The sequence below is a fragment of the uncultured Sutterella sp. genome (assembly GCF_937923675.1).
Lineage (GTDB): Bacteria > Pseudomonadota > Gammaproteobacteria > Burkholderiales > Burkholderiaceae_F > Sutterella.
This window is the reverse complement of the sequence record NZ_CALDXB010000031.1, coordinates 48,189-63,700: the sequence shown is the minus strand read 5'-3', so window position 1 is coordinate 63,700 and position 15,512 is coordinate 48,189. Positions and strand designations below refer to the sequence as shown.

Sequence of the window (15,512 nt, the reverse complement as noted above, 5' to 3'; positions counted from 1 at the left end):
AAAGGAGGCGGAGGGCGATCAGAGACAATTCGATGTCTGTTGATAAACATGATTTTTGATTTTTTCTATCGATCGTCTGGCAGAAAACTTATGACTGATATATCGGAAAAATCTGAGGCTGCCTAAAAAATAGGCAAAAAGAGGGGCTTTTTGAAAGCTGAGAAAAATCAGACGGCTTCCTGAGGTGCTTTCCGGACCCGATGAAGAGAGCCCCGGGGAGGAATTTGAGAGGGGCGGGAGACGGCAGGACCTTGGTTTATAATGACGCCTTAATAGAAACAAATATTCATAAAATTCAAAGGTATAGCACCGATCGGCGAGCTTCCGTAGTGATGGTCGCCGTTCTTTTTGAGTGCTTCCCTTGGGTGCCCGGAGCTTCTTGAGATGCAGGTATTAAAAAAAGACAATTCGCTTGAGCCTTTTGAAGATAAAAAGATAGTGAGCGCCATCGAAAAAGCGGCATTTCGCTACGACCGGATCATTCCGGAAGAAACGATGACCGCCATGGCGGAAACCGTCAAAAAGCGTGTTGAGAATCAGGAAGCTGTTCCGGTTGCATCCCTCCATGAGCTCGTCATTGCGACGCTCAATTCCTTCGGCTTCAAGGACGTGGCGGATTCGTACGCCGAATACCGCTACTACAAGACGACGTACGCCAAGACCTTTGAAAAGATCCGCCAGGAAGCCGATGACGTTCTGCGTCTCGGCGACCGCGAAAACGCGAACTTCGACTCCTCCCTCGTTTCCACGAAGGGCGTTCTGATCAAGGGCTATCTCACGAAGGAGCTCTATAAGCAGTTCTATCTCTCGAAGACCGAGAAGGCCTTGACTGAGCGCGGCGACATCTACATTCACGACATGCGCGACATGATCCTCGGATCGGTCAACTGCTGCCTCCTTGACGTCGCTTCCATTCTGAAGGGCGGCTTCGAGATGAGCAATGTCGAATATACGGAACCGAAGAGCGTTCACAGCGCGCTTCAGGTGATCGGCGACATCACGCTCGTCGCTTCCGCTCAGCAGTTTGGCGGCCTCACGATCGCCGAGCTCGACAAGGTTCTTCTCCCCTACGTGAAGAAGACCTGGGCGCGCGCCTACGAAAAGTACAGGGAAACCTGCGGTCTGCCTGAAGAGGCTGCGAAGAAGATGGCGCATGCCGAAACGATCCGCGAGCTCGAGCAGGGCTTCCAGTCGCTGGAATTGAAGCTCAACACGGTGACGTCGTCCCGCGGCGACATCGCCTTCACGACCGTTTCCTTCGGCCAGTGGGATCCGAAGCTCCCCGAGGAAGAGAAGGAATGGCTCTATGAAATCGACCGCATCATCCTCACGACCCGCAGAAACGGTCACGGCGCCCGCCGTCGTCCGGTGATCTTCCCGAAGCTCGTCTACCTTTACGACGAGCGCCAGATCAAGGCGGACAAGTGGTCTGCCTCGCTCTTTGAAGAAGGCGTCAAGACGAGCGCTCAGTGCATGTACCCGGACTGGCTTTCGCTTTCATCCGACCACGGCGACGTCTCGAAGCTCTTCCTCAAGACCGGCGTCGTGACGAGCCCGATGGGGTGCCGCGCGTACCTCACGCCCTGGCAGGATCCGGAAACGGGCAAGTATGTGACGATCGGCCGCTGCAACATCGGCGCGGTTTCGCTCAACATTCCGCTTCTCATCAGCCTTGCGCGCACCGAGCACCCGACCGAGTGGCGCGAAAAGTTCTGGGAGATTCTCGACAACCGCCTCGAAGTGATCCGCGAGTTCCTCAAAAAACGCTACGACTTCATCCGTCACCAGCGCGCATCGTCGAACCCGCTTGCCTTCACGCAGGGGGGCTTCTACAAGGGCTACCGGGAGCCCGATGAAGAAGTGGGCGACCTCGTCGACTACATGACCGCGAGCTTCGGCATCACGGCGCTCGACGAGTCCACCTATCTCTGGACGGGCGAGCGCATGATCGATGAGGGCGGGAAGTTCGCCCACAAGGTGCTGCGCCACATTCAGAACAGGATCGATGCCTTCAAGGCCGAGGACCATCATCTCTACGCGATCTACGGCACGCCCGCCGAGTCCCTTACGGGCACGCAGGCGCGTCAGTATGCGCTCTTCTGCCGCGAGCGCGGGATCGACAATGTGTTCGAGCACACCGAGCACTACGACCCGATGTACTTCTCGAACAGCTTCCACGTCAATGTGACCGAGGACATCACGCCCTTTGAGAAGCAGGATGCGGAGTTCGAGAGCTTCCACCTCGCTCCGGGCGGTCACATTCAGTACGTGCGCCTCACGAACCCTGAAAACTTCGAAGCCGATGCGGCCATCATCCGCCGCGGCATGAAGATGGGGTTCTATCAGGGCGTCAACTTCGACAGCGCCTACTGCAACGACTGCGGCACGCACTCGAATAACGTGCTCAACAAGTGCCCGCACTGCGGGAGCACCAATCTCTCGGTGATTTCGCGCGTCTGCGGATATCTCGGCTATTCCAACATGAACGGCCGCACCCGCATGAACGACGGCAAGCAGCGCGAGATCGAGCGCCGCATTTCGATGTAAGTCGAAAATGAACTACTGCGGCTACAGCAAGTTCGATGCGGCCAACGGCCCCGGAGTGCGGGTTTCGATCTTCGTCTCCGGGTGCACGCTTCACTGCAAGGGGTGCTTCAATCCGGAATCCTGGGATTTCGGTGCGGGGAAGCCCTTTGATGCGGATGCGCTCGCGAAACTCCTCAGGGATTCCGACGATGATTCCATCGCCGGCCTCTCCATTCTCGGGGGCGACCCCTTTGAGGCCGAGAACATCCCGGAGGTTGCGCGCATCGTCGACGCCTACCGCGGGAAGTTCGGAAAAGAAAAGACCATCTGGATCTGGACGGGGCGCAAATACGAGCACCTCATGAACGATCCGGCCGCGAAGTCCCTCATCGAAAAGATCGACGTGCTCGTCGACGGCCCCTTCATCGAAAGCCGCAAGGTGACGGAACAGGGCAAGTGGTTCGGGAGCACCAATCAGCGCGTGATTGAGATAGCGCGAATTTGAGGCTCCCGGACGCAGCGGGCGCGCTTTGCCCCTGAGCAAGCTCCAAAGAATAAGAAAGAGACCCGGAGGAGGATTTCTTCCGGGCCTATCTCTTTATTTCGAGAGCGAGAAGATCGACTTGATCTCGTCGTCCGTGAGGTCTCCGATCCAGGATTCGCCCACGCCGACGGCAAGGTCCGCGAGCTCGCGCTTCTTTTTAAGCATCTCGTTCACCTTTTCCTCAAAGGTGCCCGCCGTGATGAAGCGGTAGACCACGACGTCGCGCCGCTGACCGATTCGCCACGCACGGTCGGACGCCTGGTCCTCGACGGCCGGATTCCACCAGAGGTCGTAGTGAATGACGGCGGAAGCCGCGGTGAGGTTGAGGCCCGTGCCGCCCGCCTTCAAGGACAATACGAAAACTTCCGCATTGGGATCGTTCTGGAAGGCGTCGACCATCTCCATGCGCTTTGAGGCGGGAACGCCGCCGTGGAGGAACTCCGGGGTCTTTCCCGTCGCATCGGCAATCCAGCGCACGAGCCTTTCGCCCATTTCGCGGAACTGCGTGAAGATGAGGGCCTTGCGTCCCGATTCACGGCAGCGGTGAAGGAGTTCGAGTAGCGCTTCGGCCTTGCCGGAGTCGGGCTTATCGGAAATTTCCTTCAGGAACTGCGAGGGCGAATTCGAGATCTGCTTGAGGTGCAGAATCATGCGCAGAATCTGACCGCGCCTCGACGCCCGGACGTGGGCGGCATTGAGCGTTCTGCCGCTCTGATCGGCGCTCGCCGCGCTCGCGTCGAGGGTCTCGAGCTCCTCGAGATTTTCCCTGAGGCACTCTTCGTAGAGCGCCACCTGGCGGGGCGTGAGCGTCGTGAAGTAGTCGACGACGTTCTTTTCCGGCAATTCATCGAGAATGCCCGGATCGGTCTTCACGCGCCTCAGAAGGAAGGGAGCCGTGATCTTGCGGAAGCGGTCGATCGCTCCAGCGTCCCTGTGCTCTTCGATGGGTTCGACGTATTCGCGGCGGAACTGCGCAGGGGTTCCGAGGAGTCCGGGCTCCAGAATCGAGAAGATCGACCAGTATTCGGACAAGCGGTTTTCGACCGGCGTGCCGGTCAACGCCACAACGGCGTCGGCAGGGAATTCCTGAGCGGCGCGCGCCTGACCGGTCTTGGAATTCTTGACGGCCTGCGCTTCGTCGAGAACGAGAAGACGGAAATGAAGCTCGGAGAGCTTCGGGAATTCGCGCTTCAGAAGCCCGTAGGAGGTAATGAGAATGTCCGGACGGTCGGGGCCGTCATCAAGCTCGCGCTCCTTCCCGTGGAAGATCTGGGTCGTGAGGCCGGGCGCAAAGCGCTCGATCTCGCGCTGCCAGTTGACGAGGAGCGACGCTGGAGCCGCAATGATGACGCGGCCCGTCGAGAGGAGTCCGCGGTTCTTGAGTTCCACGACCGCCGCAATCACCTGCACGGTTTTGCCGAGGCCCATGTCGTCGGCAAGGAGCGACCCGAGACCGAGAAGCGCATTCTGCACAAGCCACGAGTAGCCGCGGACCTGATAGGGACGAAGCGTCGCGTTGAGGCCTTCGGGAGGCGGAAGCTCCTTCACGGCCGCCTGTTCGCGGATCTTGCCGAGGAGCTCTTCGGTTGCTTCCACCGTTCTCCCGGCAATCTGGCCCGAAAGGAGCGCACGGAGCTTTTCCCAGTTGGTGAGGGCCTTCTTCTGCGCCTCCATCCATTCGAGGACGAGGCGATCAAGATCGGCCTTCGAGAGATGGAAGAGCGCGCCCCCGGAGGTAATGAGCTCACCCTCGGCATTGATGCGGGCGCGGAGTTCCTCGAGCGTCATGCGCTCGTCCCCGACCGCAATCTCCCAGTGGAAGTCGGCGAGCGCTGCGGCGTTGAGCATCCCCTGGGTTGCGAGCCTCGGGCTCCTCGGGGAGGTCTTGGGCGCAGAGGACGCCGAAAGCACGATTCTCGGCTTTTCGATTTTCTTGAGCGCTTCCGGGAGATCGAATTCAATACCGTAGGCGGAAAGCGCCGGCATGGCGGTAAAGAGGAAGTATTCCCACTGACTTCTCGGAAGCCACGCCGGGTTCTCAAAACTCGCGCCGAATTCAGAGAAGAGCGGGTGGGTGCCGGCGAGAAGTTCAACTGCCGCGCGCACGCGGTGATCGGGGTCGTCGCCTAGCTTCTCCCACTCGGTGATCGTGAGGCTGCCGGAAGATTCGGGAGAGTCGTTCGACTCGTTCTCCGACGCCGTTTCTTTTGTCCCGGTGCGGGGCTTCACGTGAAGCGTGAGCTTCAGAGCCCCGTTTTCGAGTTCGCCCGCGAGCACAAGCCGGCAGGGCGTCGTCATGGCGGCGAGCGGGAGCGCGAAGAAGGCGGAAAGAACGCTTGCGAGATCGTCGTAGGCGGGCGGTTCCGGCGCAAAGCCGTCGCCCGTGAGCGCCTTTCTCACGCGTCTTCCGATCATGAGGCGGCTTACTTCCTTATTCTTTTCGGAAGCGTTTCTCACGAAGGCCGTGGTAATGAGCGTCATGCACCAGAAGAAGGCGCGCATCTCTGCGCCTTCGGCCTTCGGATCCTCGCCCGAAAGGAAGGTTTTGCCGCCTTTCTTCTGCGTGAGGAAGCCCTTCGTGAGGGCATAAGCCTCGGAGAGGAGCGTCTTCACCTGAGGCGTAGAGACCGCCGGAATCCAGAAAACCCGGAAGCCCGGATACTGGTCGTAGCACTCTGTGGCGCTTAAAGGCACCGGGATCGGCGCCAAGGCGCCCGCGGCTACGATTTCCGCCGCCGTCTGGCTTAGTGCATGCCAGATCGCAAAGGCAGGCTTCATGGGAAGGAGTTCGCGGCGCGTGAGCGCGAGCACTGACTGAAGGAAGACCTCCGCATTCACATGGAGATCGCGCATCTTCTCTTCGTCATGATCCGCCGGAGGCGCCTTGATGATCGCCTCGAGCCGGAGGGTCGCGAGTACTGCCGCCTCAAAGTCGATCGTGAGCGAGGCGTCCTGCGCGAAGATTTCGGCCTGAGTCTCGAGGAACTTTCGCCACTTCGGGTTGACGGTAACGGCGGGCGTGCGTTCCTGACGCTCCTCGCGGCGGATGAGCTGCCCGAGGAGTTCGCGCACGCTGTGGGCGGACGCCCGCACTACTGTTTTCAGGAATTCACGGGCTTCCGTGTCGCCGAATGCGCACCAGGAGCGGCGGGCAATGAGCGGCGAGAGGCCGGTGGACGGGAGCGCATCAATGAGCTCTGTTCCAATATCCGGGAGCGGCTGCGGCATCCAGAAGCGAAGGCGCTGAAGGCGCTCCTCGTCCTCCATCGCGGGAACCTCAAGTTCCGGAATCTGAGCGGCGGCAAAACGGATGATTTCGCCGATGCTCGCGTAAGTGAAGGGCGTCGACGGGGAGAGCGCTTCCTGCTGAAGGGCGTCGCCGCGGCTCACGGAGGCTCCGGACTTATGTTCGCCATCCGCCGGAGCGCTCTCGTCGCCGCCTTCGGGAGCGAGCTGGCCTGCGGGCTTCTCGAGCTTTTCGGCTTCCTCAGCAAAATTGAGATTAATGAAGCGGAACCAGCGTCCGGGCTCCTGCTCGAGCTCTTCGAGGAAGGCGGCAATCAGAAGCGCGCATTCGCTCGACATCATGCCCGGATCAAATTCGATGCTTCCCGGGTTCTTCAGGAAGACGTCTTCGCCCGAAGTCTTGATCGCGTCATTGAGAGCAGGCGGCAGGTCGCCGCTCGCGAGGCACGGAATCAGTCCCGTGATCTTTGCGGCTTCCCCGAGAATCTTTGAGACGGACGGGGTTGAGCCCGGGTAAAAATGCATCGCAAGCGTATAGAGCTGCCCGCGCGAATTCGTGAGCGAAAGCTTCACCGTTCGCGAAGTCCGGTCCCAGGTGAGTTTCCGGGATTTGAGTCCGTGAAGGCGTTCCTGCGCCGCAATCCAGATGCCTGGTGACGTGTAGTTGGGGAACTGCGAGGAGAAGGTCTCAAACCACTCCTTGCACTCCCAGCTGCTTCCGCTCGTAAAGCCCTGCATTTCTCTGAAGCCGATTCTGAAATTTGCTGTTGAAGGGAAAATCTTCAGGCCCGCCTGCCGTCATGCGGTTTTCGCGGGCCAAACGGGGATTTTACCTCTATCGATGTGCTGTAAGAGTTTTGCGGCTCCTTGATGCAATAGAGCGCGGGAAGTCAAGGGGAAGTGACGGCGATATCGGGGCGCTGATCTCAGATCCACGACCGACGAATGGATTTTGATCCTGAACTCCGGACGCCGTGCAGGAGATCGGGTTCAGGGAGCATCAGGATCCGGTCGCTTGCGAGGATGAATTTGTCCGCAGTGCCAAGTGAGATCCTCGGCGCTCGATTGCTCGAAAAGCTGAAAAAGGGAATGGCGCGGGCAGGGCGCAGAGCCTCCCACAGCCTGCCGGGAAGTGACAGACGTCCGTTTTTGGCGGGCAGGCCACCGGCTTAAGGTTTCCCCTATTTATTTCGGCATGCCGGACGAAAATGACTATCGTCATTCGCCTCACGATTCCCGCTGCCGCGCCAGGCGGCGCGCTGCGGCCGAGGCTTTGCAAAATGCATGCCTTTCCTTCGCAAGCCGCGGGTATTCCGAATCTCCGGTGAAATCCCGAAACTTCAGGCACATTCAGGCGGCAAAACAGGCGAAAATAGTCTTATCTTGAAATCGCAATGCCGTCCCTCGGGTATGCAGCGAGGAGGTGTGATCATGAATGCCGTCTTTAAGGTCGTCTACAACGAAGTTCTGAAAGTTTTCCAGGCCGTCAACGAGATGACGCGAAGCCGCGGCAAGCGCGCTTCCTCAAATTTCGGGGGGGCAACCTGTTGATTTTTCAGTAAATAAATTTAGAGTTCGTTTTTCCGGCGTTGCGGCTGCTCTTCTGGTCGCCGGATTTCTGGGGGGCATGCCTGCTTCAGCACTGGCTGAAGATCTGGTGATGAGCGACAACTACACAGTTGATTCGGATAAGACATTGGATTCGATTACTGCATCGAACACCGATAAAACGCTCACGATCAACTCTTCCCATACTTTGACTATAAGTCAACCTGAAAACGGCAAGGGCTCATCAATCGCTTCGGCAATTCAGGGAGCCGGGACTCTGAGTCTTGAGAATGTCACGCTGACAGCCAAGGACAATGCCAAGAGCAGTTTTGACGGCTCAATCATCCTGTCAGGCAATACAACCGTCTATGCTGAACACCTGACGGCATTTTCGGGTGTGAATAACGAGAGCTCTTCAGCAGGGCGGATTGAAGTAGGAGAACACTCAAAGTTTATTGGCAGCAACAACAATGTTAAACAGGTCAATGAGCAAGTTTATGCCCAACTTTCAGGAAGCGGCCGCATAGAGCTCATTGATAAAGCTGGATCTGGATCAACAATCAGGCTGATGAATGCTGGAAACGACTTCCACGGCTTTTTTAGTCTTAAGAACGCCACCCTGGACTGGGTTAAGGGCGCTGCAAACTTCTTCAGCCAAACAGATACAGAATTCGAGAATGCGTACGTATACGCAGCCAGCGATGTGACGTTTAAATCTCTGGTATTGACCGGCTGGAACGATATTGTCTTACGCAACGACAGCACGCTTGCTATTGCCGGTGATAAGAATCTGAAACTCTCCGACCAAACCTATATCCTCGGCATCGGCTCTGTGGATGCGCTTTTGACAGGAGACGGACCTCTGGAGATCGGCGACGGCAAAAACGGTACTGCAGTGACGCTGAGCGCTACAGGCACACATTCCTATGACGGGACAATAACTGTTGATTCCAATTCTTCCCTTGATGTTGTTGGCGGCATTTGCGGCAAAAGAGGCGGTATTGAGATTGCAGGCACCCTCACCATGCAGGGGGCTTACGAAAACCTAAGCGGCACCATCAGCATCAAGGACGGCGGAAAGGCGATGTTTAATGGTTCGCTTGATGTCGGGACGCTTAATGTTGAGCAGGGCGCCGCGCTTGATCTGCAAGGTCAAGGTACAGCTTCAATTATGAGCGTGGGCGGCTCAGGTGCAATCACCATTGGATCCGATAGGGTTCTCACTATCTATCACACGGATCCCGGAGTTCTGGAGATCGGCAACGTATTTACAGGAGCAGGCAATCTTCATATCAACAGAACAGAAGTCGGCAATGTCGTTTTTGATGCGAATAGCAGCACCAGCAGCATAAGTACTTTGAGCTTAACAAAATCGCGCCTTTTGTCTTCGAACGCACGCGCGATTTTGCAGAATGCAGACAACACAATCATCAATGCCGGCAGCGTTCTGACGGTAGATAACAATCAGACCGTCAATAACCTTACGCTCAATGGCGGCCAGCTTTCGTTCACTGGTGGAACGCTTTCGGCCGATACGGTTAATCTCCAATCAGGCAAGCTTACTATTGCATACGACCGCGCCAACTTCAATATCTTCGATTTTCAGGGGCCTCAGGAAAAGCCGCTCATCGTCGCGCAGAAATCCATCACCGGGTTAAATAACGCAACCCTCGAACTATCCGGTTTGGTCGAAGATACCCCGGACGGAGGTGCGCTGCTTGTATGGTCAAAGCCAAAATTCGTCGTCTCAGAGAACGGCAAAATAATCTCCGGTTCGTTCGATCTCCAACACATTGAACTTATCGATCAAAGCGGCATCGGGTATGTGATCAAGTCGGCGCCGAACCATAACAACACATTGAGCGCCAAGATTATCGGGAGCGGGAACATCACGTTCTCCGCCGACTCCAGGAACGGTGCGCACTACATCATCAAGACGTCCAATGCCTCCGATGAGGCCAATATCTACACCGGCGCTACCTACGTCAATTCTGATATCGGCCAGGTTGTTCTGGAGGCGCAGGTCGACAAAGCCTTCGGTAATACAAGGCTTCTCTCCATCGGAATGTACGGCAGCGTTCTCATCGCGGATGGCACAACTCAGACGGTCAGGGGGCTAGAGGTTTCTGGCGGCGGCACGCTGAGCATCAACGGCACGCTCAGCCTCAGCGACGAGCAGGCCGGAGCAGGGGGATCAAACAATCACATTACAGGGGCAGGTGCGCTCACCGGAAGCGGTGTCCTCAATATCATCGACTCCATTCTCGCAGTATCGGGTCAACAGACGACCTTTAAAGGCACTATCAGCCTTGAAGATGCGAACTCGAATCTCGTTCTTCACATCCCGGATGGCAAAATTTGGGATACGGAAATATTTTCTGAGAAGGCCTCCATCATCGCAAAAGAAGGCAGCACGATAACGGTAAACTCGGCCTATCAAGGCCCGTGGACCTTTGATGCTCCTGTGGACGACGATAATTCAGAAAATTGGAATCTTGTGGCGGCAGACAACACGGAGCTGAAACTCGATAGACCTTACGCCAGCCTCGCGAAGATTGGGTTCATAAAGACTGGGAATGCGACGCCGCGGATCACGCTCGACGATCCCGAATTCCTGGGATCGGCTGCTGTCGACACAACGGACGGCGAGCTTTCGATTCATGTCAAGGATGGCGACGAGAAGATTAAGATTGCCAACCCGATCATCGGGAAAGGCACGCTGGAGATCCGAGGCTATGGACACCTCATTTCTTTTGAGGATGCTGAGGATGAACAGTTCGACGGCAAAGTCATCGGCATCCAGACGCGTTTTGAAAGTTCCGGTACCGCTGCGAAATTCCGAAATGCCGATGTCGTGCTTGAGGATAATTCCGTCTACACCGTAGATTCACCGAACATCGGGATCGGCAGCCTCCTTGTCACGAAGAATTCGAAGCTGCAATTCAAGAGCGCAGCGCTCCCCGCATCTAATGATGCCGGCAAGGTGCTTCAGGCTTCAGGCGACATCACCCTGAAGGACGCTTCCGTCACCATTGAGGGCGCCGTCGTGAAGGATCACATCAAGGGAAGCAATCTTCTAGAGCAGGATGAGGGCGGAGAGCGGCTTATTCTCGCTCAGGCTTCAAATGTTGTACTTGAGGGTACGAACAACACTGTCTCCATCGCAGATGGCAAAGGGAACGAACTTAAGAAGCTTCAAATTGAACATAAAGGCGGCGAAATCTACGGCACGTATGGATATTTTTTGGGCGCCGATCAAGGCTCGCTCTATGCTTCCTATGCCCTTCAGGAGATTGAAGTCCGCAACGGCATGCTGACGCTCGGCACTTCTGCTGATGCAACTGATTCCACACTTACTGCAAAGATCAGCGGCCCGGGCGGCGTGACGATCAATACGATCAGGGATGTTGCTCTCACCAATTCGCATAACGCCTATACGGGCGCAACGAACGTTGAGGCGGGCAATCTCCTGGTCGCCGAGGGCGCTCTCGGACAAACCGCTAGCCTCAATGTCAAAGAGAAGAGCGTGGTCACGATTCAGGGCACTCAGACCGGCGTGAAGTCGCTTAATGTACAGGGCGAACTAATAATCAACGATGGGACATTTACCGTAAACGAAAAGGAAGGCATAGCAAATACCGTTTCGAAGCTTAAAACGTCAGTAGCCGACGCCCTTTCGGGCAGCGGCAACCTTACCCTTACTGGAACGGGCTCGGATATCAATGGAACGAACAAAGGGTTTACGGGCGCAGTTACTCTGGGAACGGATTCGTTAACGACCATTTATGATGCGCTCGGGCTCGGCAAGGGAACGATAGAGATCAACGGAACGCTCACAGCAAATTTCTCGGCATCCACGTCGGGAACCAAGCACCTCTTCGAAAACAAGATCTCAGGCTCCGACTCCGGCAGTTTCATACTGCAAGGCGGAGATGTTGAAATCACCAAAGACATTGGCGATTACTTAGGCAGCTTTGACCTCGCGACGACGGATACGATTCTTAAAGTGAAGTCGTCGAAGACCGATATCACCCTCAATGTCGGAGGATCAGGCAACTTTGCTTTCACGGGCTCAGGAGAAGCACCTACTGCAGTCACTTTCTCGAACGATGCGTTCTCGGGAAAGGCGACCTTCGAAAAGGTAACTCTCAAAGGCTCAGAGTACAAAGCATCCGGCTCTACGCTGGTTCTGACGGATGGTTCTACCTATAAGGCGGATGCAACGAAGCTGTCTTTAGGCGGCCTTACGGTCAAAGATTCGACGCTCGACTTCACGACCTCTGCGGTTCCGGGAGCTTCTGAAACGGACAACCTGCTTGCAGTCACGGGCAGTATTGCTTTTGAGGGGAACTCCACCGTTAATGTTGCTAACGGCGTCATTGAGAATCTCACTCAGGAGGAGGGGCAGGGCAATCTCCTTGAACAGGACGACAACCTTAATCACGCTATTACGCTCGCTGAAGCTGCGGGCGTTACCGGCGCCGCCAATGCTCACCTGACGGTGGACGGCAAAAAAGTTGAAGGCGAAGAGAAGACGTTTGCCGTCGGCAGCGATGCTTTCGGCACGTATGGCTACAAACTCTCAGACGCGGATAACAAGCTCTCCGTCACCTATGGGCTCAAGGTTCTGGATGTGATAGAGGGCCATACGGTCACGCTTGGACAGAAGGGCAATGGCGATGCTCAACTCAGCGCTCAGGTCACCGGCAAAGGGGGCCTGACGATCGACACGGCTGAAGGGAAGCCAGTAAGCCTTACCAATAAGCAGAACGACTACTCGGGTGCGACGAACGTTGTCAACGGCAATCTCATCGTCAAGGAAGGAGCTCTCGGCAATACTGAAAGCCTCAATGTCAACGAAAAGCGCGTAGTCACGATTCAGGGCAATCAGAGCGGCGTGAAGTCGCTGAATGTCAAGGGAGAACTCAGCATCGAGTCGGGGACTTTTACCGTCAACGCGGAGAAGGACAAAGCTAATACCGTCGCGACACTCACGACAGGTTCGGCCAATGCCTTAGATGGCGCAGGCAATCTGCACCTGACAGGGGAAGGCTCTGAGATTAAAGGGGCAAATCAAGGTTTCGCCGGCGCCGTCACCTTGGAATCTGGTTCCACGACGACTATTGATCATGCTGACGGGCTCGGCGCCGGTTCCATTGAGATCAACGGCTCTCTTACCGGCACGTTCGACAGCGGTGAAATCGATAATCCCCTCACGGGCACCGGTACGCTCAGTCTGCCTAAAGCCGTAGAGATTACGTTGAAGAACGCGTTATCGAACGGCTGCGGCTTCTCCGGCATTCTGGATCTCAAGCAGGATTCCACCATTACCTTCAACGCCGAATCTGACGCAACCCTCGCCGCGACGATCAAGGGCGCTTCGAAACTGAACGTATCAGGCACCGGGGCCAGCTTTGCGTTCGACTCTGCCGACAAGATTGCTGGCATCAAGGACATCAGCCTGAATAAGGTTGCGTTCACGGTGGATCAAAAGATTTCCGGCAAGAACCTCTCGGTCGTAGATAGCGAGCTTACGATGGCGGAGAAGACCGGGCTGGGCGATCTTGTCCTGAACAACACCAGCCTTTTCTTCAATGACGCCGGTACTCCGGGTACGATCGGCGAGGCTGGTAATCATCTTGCCGTGAATAGTCTCCATCTCACAGGCGAAAACACGATTGTCCTCGATACGGATCAGCTGGTTGCGGCCAATCCCGATGCCGGGAGCAGCAAGGTGGGTCTGACGGCCCAGGATGTCTTTAAGGAGTCGAAGAGTTCTGACCTGACGACAGTTCTCATTACGTCCAAAACGGACGTAACGGGCGACGGCACCTTCAAGCTCGTGGATACGAAGAATGCGGAAATAAAAGCCGGCGACAAAACCTTCAGGATCGCCGATGAGGCTGGCGAACACGTAGCCGACGGCATCTACGGCTACAGCGCAAGCGTTTCCGGGGGCAATGTAGGCATTGCCTGGCAGTTGAAGACCGTATCCATTCTCGAAGGCAAGACGCTTTCTCTTTCCGAGAGGGAGGGGGAGGACAGCACGCTTTCGGCGAAGCTCACCGGCAGCGGCGGGTTCGAAGCGAAGAAGGGCACGATTACGCTCGCTGCCGAGAACGACTACACCGGTGCTACGCATGTCGAAGAGGGCGCCCGGCTGGTTGCGGCCCACGACAAGGCTCTCGGCCAATCGAAGGATGTCCGGAACTCCGGTACGCTCGTCGTCAACGACGGGAAGAATGTCTCGGTTGAGGGTGCCGTAGAGAATGCCGGAACGATTGAAGTCGGTCTCGGCCATTTCCGTGCGGCATCTTATGAGGGCAAGGAAGGAAGCGTCATTGCGCTCGGAGCGCACGTGACCGCAGAAAATGCGGAAACCGGCAAGTTTGTCGTTGAGGGTGCCGCGACGGGCAAGAGCCGCCTCGATCTCTCGGTAACGGATGAATCCGTTGGTCGCGCGGTTACCGGCATTGATGTCGTTGAACTTGGCGACGGTTCGACCCTTGAGCTTGAACTTGGTGAATCGATCAAGAGGGGTGACTATTACTACCGTCTCATGAAGACCAACGACGGCCTGCGCTACTACCTTGTCGGCACGCTCACGGATACCGGATCGACGGTTCTGACGACGAGTGAGCTGAGAACTCCGGAAGCCGGCGCCCGCGCTGCGCTTGCGTTCATGAACCAGCGGGCATTCGACTTTGGGCTGAACCAGCATATCGGCGAGAAGTCCTATACGGATCCCTTCACGGGCGAACGTAAGACGACGAGTCTCTGGCTCATCCAGGGCGGCAGCTGGAGCAAAATGGATGACTCGTCCGGGCAGCTCCGGAACGACGGCCACATGTCCACGACGAACCTCGGCGGCGACCTCTATGCATGGAACGACGCCGGTGGTCGCTTCTCAGTCGGCCTCATGGGCGGCTGGGTCGACGGTTCCTACGATGTGGATTCCAATATCACGGGCCTCAAGGCGGATGCGGACTTCGACGGCTGGTCGCTCGGCGCCTATGCGGCGTGGCAGCATGTGGGCGAGAGCGGGCTATTCGCCAATGCTCAGGTTCGCTGGAACGACTTCACGAACGAAGTGAAGGGCCAGGGGCTCACGAAAGAAAAGTACCACGCAAGAGGCATGTCGCTCGGGCTTGAAGCCGGTTGGAACCAGAGACTCTGGACGGCGGCAGCGACTGACGGAAGCCGGGCTATGTCCTGGGATGCTTCGCCCTTCACGCGAGTCTCTTGGTCGGGCGTTTCGGCGGGCGATCAGACGGACGCCTACGGTCAGCGCTTCAGTGTTGAAGGAGACGGGAACGTCGCCATTGCACTTGGCGCCCGCACTAGCCTTGAGTTCGGGTCGAAGGGGCAGACTCCTCGCTTCAATGATCCGCTCGTTCGCGTCTATGCCGAAGGCGCCTGGGTGCACAACACGAAGACGTTTGAAAGTACGGTCGTGAATGCACAGGGAGCCAGTACCGCTGAATTCGGCATCGAAGATTACGGTCAGTTCCGGGTCGGCCTAGAAGGCGAGTTCACGAAGAACTTCCGCCTCTGGGGCGACGTGACCCATGAAGCCGGAAGGAGCGGCTATTCGAGCACCGGCTTTACGGTCGGCGCGAAGTACGTCTTCTGACGCTGAACTCTTCTC

5 protein-coding genes are annotated in these 15,512 nt (G+C 56.8%); 4 read left to right on the top strand and 1 reads right to left on the bottom strand.

The window, feature by feature from the left end; translation table 11 throughout:
- Nucleotides 1–384 precede the first annotated feature (384 nt).
- On the top strand, nt 385–2,547 hold the full coding sequence (nrdD, locus tag Q0106_RS04495) for an anaerobic ribonucleoside-triphosphate reductase (protein ID WP_297609438.1): 2,163 nt from the start codon (nt 385–387) through the stop codon (nt 2,545–2,547).
- A 7-nt stretch (nt 2,548–2,554) separates the two neighbouring features.
- Nucleotides 2,555–3,031: an anaerobic ribonucleoside-triphosphate reductase activating protein gene (gene nrdG, locus Q0106_RS04490; protein ID WP_297609436.1), complete on the top strand. Its 477-nt coding sequence runs from the start codon at nt 2,555–2,557 to the stop codon at nt 3,029–3,031.
- Between the two features lie 93 nt (nt 3,032–3,124).
- Here nrdG and Q0106_RS04485 read toward each other — a convergent pair whose 3' ends face one another.
- Nucleotides 3,125–7,054 carry a DEAD/DEAH box helicase gene (locus Q0106_RS04485; protein WP_297609434.1) on the bottom strand — a complete coding sequence of 1,310 codons (3,930 nt, stop codon included), beginning with the start codon at nt 7,052–7,054 and terminating at the stop codon, nt 3,125–3,127.
- Between the two features lie 546 nt (nt 7,055–7,600).
- On the opposite strand from Q0106_RS04485, the gene Q0106_RS11870 reads away from it, so the two are divergent.
- A complete protein-coding gene (locus Q0106_RS11870; protein WP_366139478.1) occupies nt 7,601–7,867 on the top strand; it encodes an ESPR-type extended signal peptide-containing protein in 267 nt (88 codons plus the stop codon).
- 76 nt (nt 7,868–7,943) lie between these two features.
- Nucleotides 7,944–15,497, top strand: coding sequence for an autotransporter outer membrane beta-barrel domain-containing protein (locus tag Q0106_RS04480; RefSeq protein ID WP_297609432.1), 7,554 nt, complete (start codon nt 7,944–7,946; stop codon nt 15,495–15,497).
- Nucleotides 15,498–15,512 lie beyond the last annotated feature (15 nt).